The organism is Actinomycetota bacterium, from assembly GCA_004297305.1.
In the GTDB taxonomy this organism is placed as follows: domain Bacteria; phylum Actinomycetota; class Actinomycetes; order S36-B12; family FW305-bin1; genus FW305-bin1.
This window is the reverse complement of sequence record SCTR01000006.1, coordinates 114,934-132,000: the sequence shown is the minus strand read 5'-3', so window position 1 is coordinate 132,000 and position 17,067 is coordinate 114,934. Positions and strand designations below refer to the sequence as shown.

Here is a 17,067-nt window from a genome sequence, read left to right as displayed (position 1 = left end):
CGCACGCTGGCCCATGGCCGCAGCCCCACCGCCAGCCGCAGCACTGCCGGCAGTCGCCTTGTCGCCGTCGGTTGCGCTGTTCGCGTCGATCGTGCTGGTCACGGTCGCCGTGGCCGTGTGGCCGTCGCGTCCGGTCCTGACCCGGACCGGTCGGCTCCGCGGCTGGTCCGCTCACTGGCAGTCCCTCGCCGTCCGGTGGACAGTTCTCGCCGGTCGAGCCGGTCCGGGGGCGCGGGCGGGGGCCCGTCGCGCCCGGACCGGCGTCCGGGAGCTCTGCGACGGGTTGTCGGCCGAACTGCTCGCCGGACGCCCGCCCCGCGACGCGCTCGCCGCTGCGGCCGGGGCACCAGCTGCCCGCAGCGCAGCCGGCTCGACGCCCGCTTCCGTGGCGTCCAGCGTGACCGGATTGGGCAGCGCTGTCCTTGTCCCGGCGGCGCTTGCGGCGGCTCGGCTCGGCGGAGACGTGGCCGCAGGGCTGCGTCGTGACGCGCAGGCGCCAGGCTGCGACGGCCTGCTGCTGGTCGCAGCGTGCTGGCAGGTGGGCGAAGGCGCCGGCGCCGGGTTGGCGGCGTCCCTCGACCGGCTCGGCCAGTCGATGCGCGCCACCGAGGACGTCAGGGTCGCGCTGGATGCCCAGCTCGCCGGTCCGCGGGCCACCGCGCGCATGCTCGCGCTGTTGCCGGTGATCGGGCTGCTGCTGGGCACCCTGCTCGGCGGCGAGCCGGTCCAGTGGCTGTGCACGACGATCCCCGGCGTGGCCGTCGGCGCGGCCGGACTGGCCCTGACTGCGCTGGGGTTGTGGTGGACCGCCGCCATTGCGCGCAGCGTGGAGCGGCGATTGTGAGCGCGACATGTTCCCAGTGAGCGCGAGGTGTCCGCTCTGAGCGCGGGGCGTCCGGATGGGGGTGCGTGCGCCCGGCGTCACCGCGGGTCGTCGGGTGCGATGCGGCGCGACAGCCTGTGTCGCGGCGAAGTCGACGGGACCGCGTCGGCCCGGCCGTGGTGACAGCGGCCGGTGGACAACTCGTCCTCGCCACCACGCTCATGGTCGTGGGGTGGCGGTTGTGGATCGCTGGGAGAGCGGAGCGGCGGGAACGCCTGCGCCGCATCGTGAACGAGAGACCGGAGGGTCCGGCGCGTGCCGGCGGCGGAACGGTGGGGGCAGCCGACCGGGCGACCGGCGGCCCGCCTGATCGTCGGGGTCGACCCGGGCTACCCGGGCGACCTCAGCGATCTGGGCGATGGCGGCGATGGGGGCTGCCGGGGTTGGTTGTGCCGACGGTCGAGGATGGACCGGGCCAGGACACCGCTCGTCGCCGCACTCGACTGGCGTGCGCACTCGCCGGCGTGGCCACTGCGGTCGTGGTCGGCGGCTTCGGCGGGATCGCCGTCGGTGCCCTGCTGGCGGCCGTGCTGCCGCCGATTCTCGGCCGCCTCGAACCGCGACACGTTCGGCTGCGACGGTCGCGATTGGTCGCCCAGGCGCCGCTGGTGGCCGATCTGCTGGCAGCGTGCCTGGCCGCGGGTGCGCCAACGGTGGTGGCGACGGCGACCGTCGCCGACGCTATCGGCGAGCCGGCCGCGGGCAGCCTGCGGAATGTGGTGGCGGCGCTGCGACTTGGCGCCGACCCGGTGCTGGCGTGGAGCGTCTTGGGTGAGGAGCCCGGCTTGCGGAGTATCGCAGTGGCGGTGGCCCGATCGAGTCGTAGCGGGGCGCCGTTGGCTGCCGTGCTCGGTCACGCCGCGGCCGACCTGCGCCGCGAGGCCCGGCTGCACGTGGAAGTGGCGGCCCGAGCGGCGGGCGTCCGTGCGGTCGCGCCGTTGGCCGCGTGCTTCCTGCCGGCGTTCCTGCTGCTCGGGGTGGTCCCGCTCGTCGTGTCGCTGGTGGGTCAGTTGGTCGGGTAGGCCCGTCCGGGTGGGGGCCGTCCGAGTAGGGCTGTCCGGGTGTCCCTAGCCCCCGACAGGGGCGAGGAACTCCTGCACGGGGATCGAGACGGCGTGCGGCGATCGTTCAGCACCCGCCACGCCCCCCTTGAGGACGGGAATCGTGTCGGTGAACGGGGTTGCGTGCTGACCAGCGGCAGGTGTTTGGCAACCGCCGTTCAAGATCACGCGATCGCCTTCCCGGAGATAGGAGTTCACCAACAACCAGCCGGCGTCGCGATCGTGACGAAGTACGGCGAAGGTCCGCGAGCCGGGCGTCATCCCTGGCACACCGTTAGCCGTCGTGTACGTCGCGCCTCCGATGGTTCCTCCGAGCACTGCAATTTCGTCAGCCTTCACCGGCGGGCCGAACACGGTCCGTTGGATAACGACCCCCGCCCGGGTGTAGATCTCTCGTTCGGTGATTCCAGCATCCACCGGGCGGGATACATCGAAGGGGTTGCCCAGCGAGCTGACGGTGAGCTCGGCCAACGAGTACCTTGCGTCCTTGCGATATCCGACGAGCCACCAGGCGATGTCCCTGTTCACACAGGAGGTGTCGACGGTGGTCACCTTGTTGGCTGTCGTCGGCTCGCCGGTGGGAGCCTCGGCACTCGGCACAGCAGCCGGGATCGGCGACTCGGTCGATGACCTGAGAGATCCACTCGGTGCCGCGCACCCGACGATGAGACCGATTCCCGCGCAAGCGATACCGAGGTGTAGCACACGCTGGTGACTCATGCTGAACGTCCCCCGTCGGCTAGTAGAAGTACTGCAGCCCACTGATGCCGTCGGGCTGGAGAGTCATTTTGTTGGCATCTATGGGTACATGACCGCGGTCGTCACGCTCGAGTGCAGCAGCCCCCTGCGAGTGCCCAAACTCGTGCAGCGTGGTCGAGGTGACGTTGCAGTTCGGACTGTTCGGATCCGACTCACGATGGCCGTGGGCCGGTGTGTGTGTGACGTAGCCGATGACCCAAGACAGTAGGCGCGCTGATTGTTTGGCCACTGCCCAAATGTCTCGAACGTCCCTGCATGCGCCGCGCCAGCCACAGACAGGAGGAATCCCGAGTGTGGAAGCAAGAACCATCCTTGACGCGCGCATCAATGTGCCCCCCTCGTTTCACACGACGTGCGGACGTCGAACTGGGAAACGCACGTGCTCTAGGCGCGCACGTTAACGCCGCCGTACGTAGCGTGGCAACGGTCGACCAGACCCTGTTCCGGCGCACGGCGAAGGCGGTCGCGCTGAGGGTGTGGCTCAACGAGCGGGTGCTGCCGACCCGGACGTGGCGCCGCTGGCCGCGTGCTTGCTGCCGGCGTTCCTGCTGCCCGAGGTGGTCCCGCTCGTCGTGTCGCCGGTGGGTCACGTGGTCGGGTAGGCCAGTCCGGGAAGGGCTGTCCGGTCAGCTCGGCTGCGACCTCGCCAGGACGGCTTTCGTCCCGGTGACCAGCCGGCGGGCGGCGTCCACCGGGTCGGCCGCGGCCAGCTCGTCGGACAGGACCTCCACCGACACCGGGATCGCCGGATCGGCACCGCCGAGCGCGGCCAGGAACGCGTCGAGATCGAACTGGCCTTCGTCCGGCACGTTCCGGTAGTGCAGCGTCTCGGTACGGAAGTCCGGATCGGCCCGGTCGATCGGACCGTCGTCGAGCTGGATGGAGACGAGGTGGGCACGGTCGATCGCGCGTAGCAGAGCCAGGTCGTTGGCACCGCGCACGTGGTGCCATACGTCGACGCAGACACCGCCGTTGGGCCGCCCCGCCTCGGTGACGATCCAGTTCGCGGTCGCTGCGTCGGGCACGTTCGTCGTCGGGATGAACTCCAGCGCCACCTTGAGCCCGACGTCGGCAGCGCGGTCGCACAGCGCCGCGAAGCGCTCGATGACATCGGGTTCGACGATCGGTGCACGGAACGAGCCGACTGTCTGCAGGTGCCGGGCGCCGAACAGTTCGGCCATGGCGAGGTACTCGTCCAGATCGGCGAGGCTGCCACCTCGAGTGTCGGGCGCCCCGCCTCCTGTTTCCGGATCGGCGGCGAACCCGATGATCACCTCGAGTTCGGCCACGCGCACGCCGTTGCCGTCCAGGATCGCGCGGACCTCGCGGGGACTCAGCCCGGTCGCCAGGATCTGGCGATAGCTGGTCAGGCTGAGACCGAGGGCCGTGAAGCCGGCAGCGGCGGCGACCTCGACCCGCTGCTGGAATGTCGCGACGCGCAGCGGCGTGAGATTGGCCAGCACGAGCATCGGCTGCGACCCGGCTGCGGCGACCATGCGGCTCCTCTCGTACGTCCGGTTGCGTCGTCCCTGCAGGCAGCGACAGCGCATCCTTGCAGGGTTCCGCTGGCCCGCGGTGCGGCGGCCGCGGACGGCCCCCTACGGTGATCGCATGCGCTACCGCACCCTCGGAGACAGTGGTCTCCTCGTCTCGGTCGTCGGCTTGGGCTGCAACAACTTCGGCGCCCGAGTCGGGCTGGAAGGGACGCGGGCGGTGCTGGACGCCGCGATCGACGTCGGGGTGACGCTGCTGGACACCGCAGACATCTACGGCCAGGGCGCCTCCGAGGAACTGCTCGGCCAGGCGTTGCTGGGCCGGCGCGACCAGGTCGTGCTGGCGACGAAGTTCGGCCATCGCGCCGTGGAGATGTTCGGCAGTGCGGCGGGCGCGAAGGGCGGCCGGTCGTATATCCGACGGGCCGTCGACGCGTCGCTGCGCCGCCTGCAAACGGACTGGATCGACCTGTACCAGTTGCACACACCGGATCCGCTCACGCCGATCGCGGAGACGCTGTCGGCGCTCGACGATCTCGTCCGCGAAGGCAAGGTCCGGTACGTCGGCAGTTCCAACCTGACCGGCTGGCAACTGGCGGAAGCCGCTCACACGGCGCGGGAACTCGGGTTGACGGCGTTCGTGTCGGCACAGAACCACTGGTCCTGGTTGCGCCGCGACGTCGAGCGGGAGGTGGTCCCGGCCGCGGTGCACTACGGCGTCGGCGTCCTGCCGTACTTCCCGCTGGCCAACGGGCTGCTGACCGGGAAGTACCGCCGCGGTGAGGCGCCGGTCGCGGGCACCCGACTGGCCGGGCGCGACCCGGTGGCGGCCGAGACCTTCGATCGGATCGAGGCCCTGCAGCGGTGGGCTGCCGAGCATGGCCGCACCGTGCTCGACGTCGCCGTCGGTGGCCTGGCCGCCCTGCCCGGCGTGGGGTCCGTCATCGCCGGCGCGACCCGTCCGGAGCAGGTCGTGGCCAACGCCGACGCCGGCGAGTGGGTACCGACCGTCGCGGAGTTGGCGGAGATCTCGGCGCTGGTGCCCGTCCCGGACTGACCCGGGTCGTGAGCAGCGTCACGGCGACTGCGGAGTTCGTCATGACGGCACCACGTCGGGTTAACCGTCGCGCAACGTTGCGCCGCCTACCGTCGTCGGTATGGACCTACGAGCCGCAGCCGACCACCGGGTACCTCGCCGCCGCATCGGCCTGGTCGCCCACGATCACCGCAAGCGGGACATGCTCGAGTGGTCGAAGTTCAACGCCGACACCCTGCGGGGTCATCACCTCGTCGCCACCGGGACGACCGGATCCATGTTGCGGGACAACCTCGACCTCGACGTGGAGCTGTTGGCCAGTGGGCCACTGGGCGGCGACCTGCAGATCGGTGCGCGCATCGTGGACGGCGACATCGACCTGCTGGTCTTCTTCTGGGACCCGCTGCAGCCGCAACCGCACGACCCCGACGTGAAGGCACTGCTGCGGATCTGCGTCCTGCGTGACGTCCCGACCGCGTGCAACCGCGCGACCGCGGACTACCTGATCTCCTCGCCGATGTTCGCCGAGCCCGATCTGGATCCCGACGTCGTCGACCCCGAGCTGCTGCCGGTGGCCTCGGCTCCCTGAACCGGGGCGAGCGGCAGCCGCATCGTCACCCGGGTACCCGCTCCGGGCGGGGACTGCACGCTCAGCGTCCCGTCGTGGGCAGCGACGATCGCGGCCACGATCGACAGGCCCAGGCCGCTGCCGCCGGAGGCGCGTGAGCGGCTGAGGTCTGCCCGGGTGAAACGTTCGGTGACCCGCGGCACCAGGTCGGCCGGGATCCCCGGGCCGTCGTCGGCGACCTCGAGCACCGCTTGGGCATCCTCGACCGTGACCTGCACCGTGGCCGTGGTGCCCTCAGGGGTGTGGGCCCGGACGTTGGCCAGCAGGTTCGCCACCACCTGGTGCAGCCGTACCGGATCCCCGAGCACCCACACCGGTCCCTTGCCGTCGCCGCCGGTATCGGCGGAATCGCCAGCGGCAGAACGGATCTGCCAGTGGTGGTGGGGTCCGGCGGCCCGTGCCTCGTCGACCGCCTCGGAGACGGTCGCGACGAGGTCGACCGGGCTGGGGGTGAGCGGCTGGCCCTCGTCCAGTCGCGCGAGCAGCAGCAGGTCGTCGACCAGGACGCCCATCCGGCTGGCGGCCGACTCGATCCGGTCCGCCGACACCTCGGCCTGCTCGGGATGGTCGCGCCCGGCCCGGCGGAACAGTTCGGCGTACCCGCGGATCGCCGCCAACGGGGTCCGCAGTTCGTGTCCGGCGTCGGAGACGAAGCGGCGCAGCCGTTCGGAGGTTCGTTGCCGCTCCTGCAACGACGCCTCGACGTGGTTGAGCATCTCGTTGAAGGCGGTCGCGACCTGCCCGACCTCGGTACGCGGGTCGGCCTCGGGAACCCGTACGTCGATGGCGACCGTACCGTCGGACAGCGGCAGTGCGGCAACGGCTGTCGCGGTCGTCGCCACGCGGCGCAGCGGCCGCAGCGAGAGCCGCACGAGCACCGTGCCGGCGATGCCGACCACGACGAGGACCGCCGCGAACACGAGGCCTTCGATCAGCACGAGCCGTCGGACCGTGTCCCACACACTGGCCAGCGAGTCACCGCCGACGAGCACCTGTCCGCTGTCGCCCCACGGCAGCGCGACCATGCGAAACGAACCGGCGGCTCCGAGGTCCACGGTGACCGGAGTGGTTCCGCCGACCGGGACAGCCTGCAGCGCAGCGACATCGGCCTCGGACAGCACCAGCGTCTCCGGGCTGCGATAGGCGACGACGACGGCCTGGTCGTCGTCCAGCGCGACGGTGAGGTCCCAGACCGACCGGGCTCGGTCGAGGGCGATCCGGTCGGGGGTGCCGGCGGGCCCACGGCCGCCCGGCGGCCCCGGGGGTACCGCGCTCAGCACGGTCTCGTCGGTCCGGCGCACGAGGTACGTCGACAACGACAGCGTCGTGACCAGCCCGACGACGAGGAAGGCCACGGCGGTGACCAGCAGCAGTCCGGCGACCAGCCGGGTCCGCAGCGGCAGGCCGGACACTAGGCGCCGCAACGGTTCATCCCGTCACCCGCGGCGGGCGCAGGACGTAGCCGACGCCCCGGACCGTATGGATCAGGGGCTCGCGGCCGACGTCGAGTTTCTTCCGCAGGTAGCCGATGTAGATCTCGACCACGCTGGTGCGCCCGTCGAAGTCGTAGCGCCACACCCGGTCGAGGATCTGGGCCTTCGACACGACCGTGCGCGCGTTGAGCATGAGGAAGCGCAGCAGGTCGAACTCGGTGGGAGTCAGGTCCACGGAGTCGTTGCCGCGCCGTACTTCTCGGCTGTCCTCGTCCAGGGTGAGGTCGGCGACGACGAGTGTGGTGGTGCGGTCGTGGACCCGCCCGGACCGGCGCAGCACCGCGCCGAGGCGCGCGAGCAGTTCCTCCAGCGAGAACGGCTTGGCGACGTAGTCGTCCGCACCGGCCCGCAGTCCCGCGATCCGGTCACCGGTCTCGCCCCGGGCGGTGAGGAAGACCACCGGCAGGTCGGGCTGTTCGGCCCGCAGCCGGCGCAGCAGTTCCAGGCCGTCGACGTCGGGCAGCATGACGTCGAGTACGGCGACGTCCGGGCGCAGTGTCCTCGCGGCGCGCAGCGCGTCGTCGGCGTTGCCCGCGGTGGCCGTCAGGCAGCCGTCGAATCGCAGCGCCGTGGCCACCAGATCGGCCAGGTCGGGCTCGTCGTCGACGACGAGGACCCGGATCGGCAACTCGTCGGGGGCGATGCCCAGGTACGTCGTGGTTCCCACAGTGGTCCTCCCGGCCGCGGGCCACGCTGACCCTCGTCCGGCCAGCATCGAGCCGCAACCTAGGAGAACCCTATGAACCGACAGGTGCTCGTGCTCAGAGTGTGACCAGGCCGTCCACGACGACCTGCGGACGCTTCTTGCTCACCTTGGCCTTGAGCGCCAGCTGGTGCGTGCCGGTGGTCGGCAGGTTGACCACCCAGAGCAGCTGCCGATCGCGGCGGCCGGGCGCCCGCAGATCGATCGTGGCCACCAGGGCACCGTCCAGGAAGACCTGCAGCGTGCCGCCCTTCGGCATCCTGCTGCCGACGATCCCGATCGAGTGAGCCGAGACCGTGGCCGTGGCCCAGACACCCTTGCGCTTGGCCGCTACTGCCGTACCGCCCAGCAGCGAGGAGCGCGCGACGGTGCGCCAGCCGGCGGCGGTGGTGAAGCCGCGAGGGTCCACCCCGATCGGCCCGGTCACTGCCACCTGGCTCGCGGCGTTGCCCGCCCGGTCGAATGCCTGCAGCCCGATCGCCGCGCCGGCACCGGCGCCCAGCGTGAACGACCGGCTGGTGGAGCCGGCGGGGACCTCGGCGCCGTTGACCAGCTGCCGGACCACGCCCCGGTTGTCGGTCACGTTCCAGGACAACGTCGTGGGCACCTTCGCGCCGCTCAGCGCGCCGCCGTCCAGGCGCAGCGACGGCGTACCGACGTAGACCGGCGCAATCGTGTCGACCACGAACCGCGTGGTCGGTCCGGTCCGCCGTACCGATCCGGTCTCGACCACGTCGACCCGCACGGTGTGCGGACCCTGGCCGAGCCCGTCCAGCCGGTACGACGTGGTCCCGGCGCCGACGGTGGCCACCTCGGTGCCGTCGACCACCACGCGGTACGTCGCGACCTGCGCCCGGCCGGCCGGCGAACCGACGGCCCACGTCACGTCGGTGCCGGTGGCGGCGATCGCGCTGCCGTCGGCCGGGCCGGTCACGATGGCCGTCGCCAGCGGCAGCGTCGCGGCCGGATCCCGCCGCTGCAGTTCGATGACGGTGTCGACCCCGGGGGCCTGGATCGACACCGCAGCGCTGGTCGGGCCGGCGGCGCCCTGCGTGACGATCTGGTTGTCGGCTACCCCGTCGCGGCGGGGCACCAGCACGGTCAGCCAGCTGGCCGACGTCCCGGTCTGGGTGGCCTGCACGGTGGGGGCCGGCACGAGTTCGCCGTACGCCTGGCTGTTCCAGCCGAGCATCGGGGCGCTGCGGCCCTTCACGGTGCTGACCGCGGGCTGCGGGCCCGCCCAGCGCATCGTCAGGTTCGCGCCGGCGCCGGTGGTGGCGATGCCGGTACCGCCGGCGGCATTGGTCGCCACCACCGAGCGGTCCCGACCCAGCTGCCAGTTCTGCGTGAACGTCCGTGGGGTGTCCGACTCGGCGGTGTCCCAGACGACGAACAGGTCGTGGGCCCGGTCGTAGTGGATGGTCCGGGTCACCGTGGCGCCGGCGTAACCGTGGTCGATGAAGGTGAGGTCGTCGGAGGCGCCGCCGCGCGTCTGGAGCACCTCGGTCGCTCCGGCGGTGTACGGGACACCCGGCAGGTCCACGACGTTGTGCGCCGCACGGCTGCGGACGTAGGCGCGCTTGGCGTCGTTGGCGTAGCGGTACGGGCCGGAGTCGAACAGCAGCTGGGCGCCGTGCGAGGCGAGGGTCAGCGCGCCGGCGTCGGCGTGCTGGTGGGCCGAGGATCCGCCGGGGACGTCGTAGCGCACCGAATAGAACGTCTCGTCGGCGAAGGAGCGCGCGCCGGTACCCCAGCCGCTGCGGCCGAAGGCGTAGCCGCCGGCGAAGGTGGCGAACAGCGTCGAGGGCGGGGCGCCGGCCGCGCCCTGGGTGGCCGACCACGCCACCGCCGGGTCGCCGAAGCTGTTGGGCAGATCGACGGGGCTGGAGTCGCCGACGGCTTCCAGCCGGCCGTCCGGCCGGGTGGCCCAGGCCAGGAACGACGGGATCGCGGCGATCCGGTTGAGGTTCGCCGGGGTGGGCCGACCGGCGATGGCCAGGCGTTGGGCTGCCTCGCCGTACCAGACGTAGTTGGTCAGGCCGTACTGGATGGCGTTCTCGCGGTCGGACCCGTCGGCGGTCAGGGCGCGTCCGGCGATGTCGTCGATCCGCGCGGCCGCGAGGTTCACCAGGTCGCCGCGTCGCAGCGTCTGGCCCGCCGCGAGCAGGCCGAGGGACTGGGCGAGCGCGGTGTTGTTCCCCGGCACCCACGGGCCCTTCGCGACCGCGTCCGCCTGCGCCTTCAACGCCTTGCGCAGCCAGCCGGCCTTGCCCTGCGGACCGGCGACCGCGCAGACCATCGTGACCAGCCGAAGTCCTTGCGGCAGTTGGGAGTACGCGCCGGTGGACGACAGCGGCCGCTTGGGGTTGTCCTTCACCCAGTCGCGCAGGATCGCGTAGAACCGGTTGACGTACGCCGCATTCGCGGTGCGGACGCCTTCGCGCAGCAGCGGCAACAGGTAGTCCAGCCCGTGCATGTTGGCGTTGCCCGACGCGTCCAGGGTGCGCTTGGGCTTCCAGGACGGGTTCGCGCCCCACCGGAACGTGCCGTAGCTGCCGAGTACGACGGTGCCCGCGTACAGCTCGGCGGCCCGCTTCGCTTCGAGTTTCGCGTTGCCGGAGGACGCTCCGGCGCCGATCGGGCATTGCGCGGCCGCAGCGGCGCGATCCACCTTGGGCGCCTTCACTTTGGCCTGCGCCGCACTGGCCGGGCCGAGCAGGCCGGCCGTCACGGTGGCGGCGACGAGCAGGCAACCGAACGACCAGCGACGCGGCGGCCGGGCTCCCCCTCTGCTCGTCACGGTCGGCACCATCGCAACGGCTCGGCCTGCTGCCAACCCGGTCGTCCGGGTATCGGCCGGTGCGGGCGGCCCCACCCGAGCCCGCTGACCGGGCAGCCCGCGGCGCGGTGGGGACGTCGCCGTACGGGGTCGCCGGGGACGCTGCGCTGTTCGGGTGAGCGGCGGGACGGGGCCGGCTGTGCGAATCTGACCGCGTGGTCCTCGCGTCGCCGGACGGGCGACTGTCGTCCGGCGCTGCGCAGCCGCCGGCAGCAGGACGGCGGCCGGGCCGCTGGCGCCGTAACGATCCGGCGCTCTACGACGACCTGGCCGGATCGTGGCAGGACCCGGTCGGCCCACTGGCACCGCTGCAGTGGCTGGCCGCCGCGCGGGCCCGGTTGCTGCCCCCGGCCGCGCAGCCGCAGGTCTCACTGCTGGTCGATCTGGGGTGCGGCGGCGGGGGATTCGCCCCGCACGCGCAGGCCTTGGGCTACCGGCATGTCGGGGTCGACCTGGTGTCCTCGGCGCTGCGGGTCGCGCGGGACCGCGGCATGGCCGGTGCGGTGGCCGACGTCGCGGCGCTGCCGCTGCCGGACCGCTGCGCGGACGTGGTCTGCGCCGGGGAGATCCTCGAACACGTCACCGACCTGCCCGCCGTGGTGGCGCAGGCGTGCCGGATCCTGCGCCCCGGCGGGCTGCTGGTGGTGGACACGCTGGCCGCCACGGCGCTCAGCCGGCTCCTCGCGATCCACCTCGCCGAGCGGCTCCCGCGGGTCCCCTCCGGCGTCCACGATCCGGCGCTGCTGGTCGACCGCGTCGCGCTGCGCCGGCTCTGCGCGGCCCACGGGGTCTCCCTGACGATGCGCGGGCTGCGGCCGACCGCCGGGTCGCTGCTGCGCTGGTGGACCGGCCGGGCCGGGCGCCCGGGCGCGCCGGCGGGTGCCATGGTGCCGACGTGGTCGACCGCCGTGCTGGTCCAGGCGTGGGGAGTCAAACGATGACCACCGGACCCGGTGCCGAGTCACCGGAGGTGGTCCAGGCGGCCAGGCGGGTCGCTGCCGGTCTGGCCGAGCGCGCCGCCGCCAACGACGGCCCGGGCGAGTTCCCGCTGGCCGACCTGGCGGCGTTGCGCTCCAGCGGATTGCTCGGCCTGCTGGTCCCCGCGCGGCTCGGCGGACTCGGTGCCGGGTTCGCCGAGTACGTCGAGGTCGCCATGGTCCTGGCCGCCGGTAGCGGCGCGACCGCCCTGGTGTTCAACATGCACGCGTCGGTGACCGGTGCGCTGGCCCGTACGCCGGACGCGCTGGCGCATGCCGTGGGCGCGCCGGAGTCGTCGTTCGCGGTGCGGGACAAGGTCCTTGCCGATGCCGCCGGCGGCGCCTTCTACGCGGTGGCGATGAGTGAACGCGGCGCGGGGGCGCGGCTGTCGCAGCTGCGTACGTCGTACGTCCCGGTCGACGGCGGGTACCGCATCACCGGCTCGAAGGCGTTCGTCTCCGGTTCCGCGGCCGCCGACGCCTACCTCGTCGCCGCCCGGTCGGCGGTCGCCGAGCAGACCGTGTCGTACTTCCTGGTCCCCGCCGGACCCGGCACCGTGGTGGAACGGACCTGGGACTCCCTCGGGATGCGGGCCACCGGCAGCCACGACCTGCACCTGGACACCGTGGTCGACCACACCGCGTTGCTCGGTGGCGTGGAGGGCCTGGCCCTGCTGCTGGCCGAGGTGATGCCGCAGTGGCTGATCGCCAGTTACGCGGCGGTGTACGTCGGGGTGGCGCAGGCGGCGCTGGACGCGGCCGTGGCGCACCTGGGAAGCCGTGGGCTGCAAGGTCTTCCGCAGGTACGCGCCCGGCTCGGCCGGGCCGACGCCCAGGTCTGCGCCGCTCGACAGGTCGTGCGTCGGGCCGCCGCGCTCATCGATGCGGCCCCCGGCGAGCCGGCGACCAACCGCTGGGTATGGCGCGCCAAACTCGTCGCCGGTGACACCGCGGCCGACGTCGCCGCGTCGATGCTGGAGGCGGCGGGCACCTCGGCTGCCCGCCGCGGGCACGCCCTGGAACGGTTGTATCGGGACGCCCGTTGCGGCGCACTGCAACCGGCGACGTCGGACGTCTGCGCGGACTGGCTGGGTGTGGCCGCGCTGGGCGGCGACCCGGACGCCGAGGACGGGCCGCGCCGGTGGTGACGGCCGGCGTACCGACGACCGCGGTCATCGCCGGCTTCGGCTCGGCCTGCCCCGAGTCGGTCACGCAGGACGCCTTGTGGGACGGCTACTTCCACGCGCGCGTCCCGGCCGGCCGGGCTGCGGTGGCTCGCCAGATCTTCACCGGCTCCGGCGTACGGCGCCGTCACGCCGTGGTCAACCCGCTGGTCGAGGACGTCTCGGGGTGGTCGACCGGCCAGCGGATGACCCGCTACCTGGCCGCCGCGGTGCCGCTGGGCACTCGGGCCGTGGCGGCGGCCCTCGAGGCCGCCGGGGTGGACCCGGGCGAGGTCGGGCAGCTGATCGTGGTGTCCTGCACCGGATATGCCACGCCCGGCCTGGACATCGCGCTGGCCCGCGACCTGCGGTTGCCCGCCGACGCCCACCGGCTGGTCGTCGGGCATATGGGCTGCTACGCAGCGATTCCGGCGCTGGGTGTCGCCATGGATTTCGTGCGGTCCCGCGGCCAGGTCTCGGTGGTGCTGTGCTGCGAGCTGACAAGCCTGCACGCGCAGCCGCCGTCGCGGGAGCTGGACCAGGTCGTGGCTCACGCGCTGTTCAGTGACGCCGCAGCCGCTGTCGTCGTCCGCCCGGAACCGGCGCCCGGCGCGGCGCCGGAGCCCACGCCGGGCGGGCTGGCCGCCGGCCGGCTGGAGATCGTCGACCTCGTGGTGCGGACCGAACCTGCCCACGCGGACAAGATGACCTGGGACGTGACCGATCTCGGCTTCCGGATGGGATTGTCCGCCGCGGTTCCGGACGTGCTCGCCGACTGCGTCGGCCCCTTGGTCGAGCAGTTGCTGGCGCGCTCCGGTGTCACACGGTCCGCGGTCGAGTCCTGGGCGGTTCACCCGGGTGGCCCACGCATTCTCGAGGTCGCTGCCGATCGTCTCGGGCTGGCCGCCGGTGCGCTGGATTCGTCGTGGCGGGTGCTGGCCGAGCACGGCAACTGCTCGTCCCCGACCGTCTTGCTGGTCCTCGACGAGGAGCTGAGCCGGCGTCCACCGGCCCCGGGTTCGTGGTTGGTGGCCTTGGCCTTCGGCCCTGGCCTGACGCTGGCGGCGATGCTGCTGCGGGCTCGGCCCTGCGGCGGCTGAGGTGTGCACCGGCCCCACCGGAGCGCATCGGCTGCGCCGGCATCCGCCCTGTGCTAGCGTCGCGCCCGGTTGCAGGTGCATGTCCACGAGGTCTTCTGAGAACGCCCGCGGAGTGTGATCCGCAGGGCGTTCTTGTCGTCTCAGGGCCTTCCAGCCCGGCGCAGGACGAGTCTTCGGTTGCAGCCCGAGGGTGGCGCGGTGCCCCCTCGCCAGCCCAGTGGAAGGTTCGATCGCAATGACTCAGGGAACCGTCAAGTGGTTCAACGCCGAGAAGGGTTTCGGCTTCATCGCGCAGGACGGCGGAGGACCCGACGTCTTCGTGCACTTCTCGGCGATCCAGTCCGACGGCTACCGCTCGCTCGACGAGAACCAGCGTGTCGAGTTCGAGATCGTGCAGGGCCAGAAGGGCCCGCAGGCCGACCAGGTTCGCGCCGTCTGACCGACGCGCTGCCGGTCGTCACGGCCGAATCGAACAGGGGCCCCGCCCGACCGGCGGGGCCCCTGTTCGGCGTCCGGGGGGCGTTGCGCCGGCTGGGGCTGGCCTAGGCCCGGCTGTCCTGCGGCTCGAGCAGCGCCACCACGACCAGTCCCACTAGCGGCAGCACGAACCCGACGACGGCGAATCCGACGATCCCGACCGTCCCGTAGCCCTTCCGGGCGGCGATCACCGCGCTGAGGACCGAACAGACGACCGCGACGAGCGCGACGAGGACCCACAATCCAGTCGACACGGGGGCTCCCAGTTCCGGCGCTCCGGCGGCGCCCCGGCCGACCCTAGTGCGCCGCACGCCCGGGGCGCGGACAACGGCCGCCCGTGGTCTGGCCACCGGCCACCCGAGCGACGTTAAGCTCCGCCTCCACCTCGTCCCTTGGGGGTATCCGCGCCGTGCGACCCGCCGCCGTGCACCGCGTTCTCGCCGAGATCCGCGCGCAGGTCTGGTACGTCGTCGGCGCGCTGGTGGCGGCGGCCGGGCTGATCCCGCTGATCCGGTACTCCGGCAACGCGGTGGGCTACCTGCTGGTGCCCGTCATCGTGATCGCCCTGGTCGCCACGCCTGCCGTCACGTTGCTGGTCGGCGTGCTGATGACGGCGCTGGCCGTGATCGTGGCAGCGACCGCGGGCGTCCTCGGCGAAGGCGCGACCATCGGCCGGATCACGGTCGTAGCCCTGGCGACCGCCATCGGATACGCCGTGGCCCGGGTACGTCGCCGGCAGCAGGCGGCGATCGTCGCGCAGGCCCGGTCGCTGGCGACCGCGCACGCCGCTGTACAGCGCCGGTCGATCGCGGCCGCCGCGGGCGCGACGGCGACCTGGCAGTGGGAGGCCGCGACCGGTGAGGTGCACACCGACGGCGTCGCCGCGCTGCTCGGCTCCGCCGTACTGAGCCCGGGAGTGACCGGCTTCCTGGACGTCGTCCACCCCGCCGACCGCGACGACATCGCGGCCAAGCTGGCCGAGCTCCCGTCCGTCACCCGCCGGTTCTCGTTGGAGTTCAGGATGGTCCGGGCCGACGGCCGCCCGCTGTGGGTCGAACTGCGCGGCGAACCGCTCCTCGACGCGTCCGGCGCGGTGCTGGGCGCCGCCGGCGTGGTGGTCGACGCCACGGAACGGCGGCAGGAACAGGCCGACCGGGACGCCGTACTGGCCATCTCGACGCACATGGTCGAGCGGCTCGCCGACCTGCTGACCATCGACGACGTCGACCAGTTGCTGCATCAGGCGTGCGAGCTCGGTCACGAACTGTTCGACGGCGAGATGTCCTACTGGGACATGTCGGCTGAGGGGGGCAGGCTGCGGGCGCGATCGGGCACCGAGGGCCCGCCGCCATCGCCGCCGGCCATCGCCGATCCCGGCCTGTGGTGGTCCGGTGCCGACGTGGTGCCGGCGGCCGACCCGGCCGAGCAGCGGCGCGGCGCGGCGGTCCGGGTGGCGGTCTCGTCAGGTCGCCAACTCGTGGTGGTTGCCTCCTGGCCGCAGCCTCGGCCCGCGCCGGGCCCGCGCTGGTTCGCCCTACTCGAACGGTTCGCCACGCAGGTCGCGCTGGCCGAGGCCGCCGCCGCCCGCCATCGGGCCCAGGAACAGGCAGCGGAGTTGTCGCGGCGGCTGCAGGAGGGGCTCGTCCCCAACCCGTCGATCGGTCCCGGCCGGGTCGGGGTGGCCACGCTGTCGATCCCCGGCGAGCACCGGCTGGTGCTGGGCGGCGACTTCTTCGACCTCGTCGTCGGCCCGACCGGCGCGGTCTCGTTCATCATCGGGGATGTCTCCGGGCACGGGGCGGAGCAGGCCGCGCTCGGTGCCGTGCTGCGCGGTGGCTGGCTCGGTGCGGCACTCACCGACGGCAGTGAGCCGCGGGACTGGGTCGAGACGCTCGACGTCATCGTGCGCGAACGCGCCCCGGCGCCGGGCTTCTTCGTCACCGCCCTCACCGGTTGCGTGGACCCGAACGACCAGACCGTCCGGTACGTCTGTGCCGGGCACCCGGCCGCGCTCCTGCTGCAGCCCGGCGCCGGGCCGCGGGTGCTGCCGGCGGCTCCGGTCCCGCCGCTGGGCCTGCTGCGGTACGGCGACGGCCCCCGTATCACACCGACCGAGACGGTGGTCGACCTCCCGGCGGGGTGGGCGCTGCTGCTGTGCACCGACGGCATCCTCGAGGCGCACGACGTCCGCGAGGCCGGTCCCGCCGGTCGCCGGGTGGGTACGGAGGGCCTGCTGCAGATCCTGTCGGCCGGCCGCTGGCGCGACGGCGAGGACCTGGAACGACTGGCGCACGCGGTGTACCTGCGCAACGGCGGCCCGTTCACCGACGACGTGGCCCTGGTGCTGCTCACCGATCAGCGGGAGGTTTCGTCGTAGTCCCGGTCGGGCAACCCGAACTCGGCCGTGCAGTTGCGCGGCCGGCCCGTTCGAGGAGGCGTCGTGACCGTCCCCGTG

15 protein-coding genes are annotated in these 17,067 nt (G+C 72.8%); 9 read left to right on the top strand and 6 right to left on the bottom strand.

Annotated elements, in window-relative coordinates:
- The first annotated feature begins 13 nt into the window (after window positions 1–13).
- Together EPO13_03425 and EPO13_03420 are read left to right on the top strand one after the other, a co-directional pair.
- The gene (locus tag EPO13_03425) at window positions 14–844 is read left to right on the top strand and encodes a pilus assembly protein TadB (GenBank protein ID TAK70038.1); all 831 of its coding nucleotides are present in this window, start codon (window positions 14–16) and stop codon (window positions 842–844) included.
- Window positions 845–1,044: 200 nt separating this feature from the next.
- Window positions 1,045–1,905 carry a hypothetical protein gene (locus EPO13_03420; GenBank protein ID TAK70440.1) on the top strand — a complete coding sequence of 287 codons (861 nt, stop codon included), beginning with the start codon at window positions 1,045–1,047 and terminating at the stop codon, window positions 1,903–1,905.
- 45 nt (window positions 1,906–1,950) lie between these two features.
- Here the strand turns inward: EPO13_03420 and EPO13_03415 are convergent, their stop codons facing one another.
- Both EPO13_03415 and EPO13_03410 read right to left on the bottom strand, forming a co-directional pair.
- Window positions 1,951–2,496 carry a hypothetical protein gene (locus EPO13_03415; protein ID TAK70037.1) on the bottom strand — a complete coding sequence of 182 codons (546 nt, stop codon included), beginning with the start codon at window positions 2,494–2,496 and terminating at the stop codon, window positions 1,951–1,953.
- An 833-nt stretch (window positions 2,497–3,329) separates the two neighbouring features.
- Window positions 3,330–4,253, bottom strand: coding sequence for a sugar phosphate isomerase/epimerase (locus EPO13_03410; GenBank protein TAK70036.1), 924 nt, complete (start codon window positions 4,251–4,253; stop codon window positions 3,330–3,332).
- A gap of 61 nt (window positions 4,254–4,314) precedes the next feature.
- Between EPO13_03410 and EPO13_03405 the strand changes: the two genes are divergently transcribed.
- Window positions 4,315–5,253, top strand: coding sequence for an aldo/keto reductase (locus tag EPO13_03405; GenBank protein ID TAK70035.1), 939 nt, complete (start codon window positions 4,315–4,317; stop codon window positions 5,251–5,253).
- Between the two features lie 100 nt (window positions 5,254–5,353).
- The gene (locus tag EPO13_03400; GenBank protein TAK70034.1) at window positions 5,354–5,821 is read left to right on the top strand and encodes a methylglyoxal synthase; all 468 of its coding nucleotides are present in this window, start codon (window positions 5,354–5,356) and stop codon (window positions 5,819–5,821) included.
- Here EPO13_03400 and EPO13_03395 read toward each other — a convergent pair.
- Genes EPO13_03395 through EPO13_03385 form a run of 3 tightly spaced genes read right to left on the bottom strand, consistent with a single transcriptional unit; the run spans window position 5,731 to window position 10,868 of the window.
- The gene (locus EPO13_03395; protein ID TAK70439.1) at window positions 5,731–7,272 is read right to left on the bottom strand and encodes a HAMP domain-containing protein; all 1,542 of its coding nucleotides are present in this window, start codon (window positions 7,270–7,272) and stop codon (window positions 5,731–5,733) included. The genes EPO13_03400 and EPO13_03395 overlap by 91 nt on opposite strands.
- 16 nt (window positions 7,273–7,288) lie before the next feature.
- Complete coding sequence (locus EPO13_03390; GenBank protein TAK70033.1) at window positions 7,289–8,068, bottom strand: response regulator transcription factor; 780 nt, start codon at window positions 8,066–8,068, stop codon at window positions 7,289–7,291.
- A gap of 46 nt (window positions 8,069–8,114) precedes the next feature.
- Entirely contained in the window at window positions 8,115–10,868 is a 2,754-nt protein-coding gene (locus EPO13_03385; protein ID TAK70032.1) for a hypothetical protein, read from the bottom strand.
- Between the two features lie 209 nt (window positions 10,869–11,077).
- Between EPO13_03385 and EPO13_03380 the strand changes: the two genes are divergently transcribed.
- From EPO13_03380 to EPO13_03365, 4 genes are all read left to right on the top strand, one after another.
- Entirely contained in the window at window positions 11,078–11,836 is a 759-nt protein-coding gene (locus EPO13_03380; protein ID TAK70438.1) for a methyltransferase domain-containing protein, read from the top strand.
- Complete coding sequence (locus tag EPO13_03375; protein TAK70031.1) at window positions 11,833–13,020, top strand: acyl-CoA dehydrogenase; 1,188 nt, start codon at window positions 11,833–11,835, stop codon at window positions 13,018–13,020. Before EPO13_03380 ends, EPO13_03375 begins: the two co-directional genes overlap by 4 nt.
- Window positions 13,014–14,135 carry a type III polyketide synthase gene (locus EPO13_03370; GenBank protein ID TAK70030.1) on the top strand — a complete coding sequence of 374 codons (1,122 nt, stop codon included), beginning with the start codon at window positions 13,014–13,016 and terminating at the stop codon, window positions 14,133–14,135. Before EPO13_03375 ends, EPO13_03370 begins: the two co-directional genes overlap by 7 nt.
- Window positions 14,136–14,370: 235 nt before the next feature.
- Entirely contained in the window at window positions 14,371–14,574 is a 204-nt protein-coding gene (locus EPO13_03365; GenBank protein TAK70029.1) for a cold-shock protein, read from the top strand.
- Between the two features lie 103 nt (window positions 14,575–14,677).
- Here EPO13_03365 and EPO13_03360 read toward each other — a convergent pair whose 3' ends face one another.
- Complete coding sequence (locus EPO13_03360) at window positions 14,678–14,866, bottom strand: hypothetical protein (GenBank protein TAK70028.1); 189 nt, start codon at window positions 14,864–14,866, stop codon at window positions 14,678–14,680.
- A 155-nt stretch (window positions 14,867–15,021) separates the two neighbouring features.
- On the opposite strand from EPO13_03360, the gene EPO13_03355 reads away from it, so the two are divergent.
- The gene (locus EPO13_03355) at window positions 15,022–16,989 is read left to right on the top strand and encodes a PAS domain S-box protein (GenBank protein TAK70027.1); all 1,968 of its coding nucleotides are present in this window, start codon (window positions 15,022–15,024) and stop codon (window positions 16,987–16,989) included.
- Window positions 16,990–17,067 lie beyond the last annotated feature (78 nt).

Coding starts and splice junctions, on each gene's coding strand:
- EPO13_03425 (TAK70038.1), top strand. CDS start 14: ATGGCCGCAGCCCCACCGCCAGCCGCAGCACTGCCGGCAGTCGCCTTG.
- EPO13_03420 (TAK70440.1), top strand. CDS start 1,045: ATGGTCGTGGGGTGGCGGTTGTGGATCGCTGGGAGAGCGGAGCGGCGG.
- EPO13_03410 (TAK70036.1), bottom strand. CDS start 4,253: ATGCGCTGTCGCTGCCTGCAGGGACGACGCAACCGGACGTACGAGAGG.
- EPO13_03405 (TAK70035.1), top strand. CDS start 4,315: ATGCGCTACCGCACCCTCGGAGACAGTGGTCTCCTCGTCTCGGTCGTC.
- EPO13_03400 (TAK70034.1), top strand. CDS start 5,354: ATGGACCTACGAGCCGCAGCCGACCACCGGGTACCTCGCCGCCGCATC.
- EPO13_03390 (TAK70033.1), bottom strand. CDS start 8,068: ATGCTGGCCGGACGAGGGTCAGCGTGGCCCGCGGCCGGGAGGACCACT.
- EPO13_03385 (TAK70032.1), bottom strand. CDS start 10,868: ATGGTGCCGACCGTGACGAGCAGAGGGGGAGCCCGGCCGCCGCGTCGC.
- EPO13_03375 (TAK70031.1), top strand. CDS start 11,833: ATGACCACCGGACCCGGTGCCGAGTCACCGGAGGTGGTCCAGGCGGCC.
- EPO13_03365 (TAK70029.1), top strand. CDS start 14,371: ATGACTCAGGGAACCGTCAAGTGGTTCAACGCCGAGAAGGGTTTCGGC.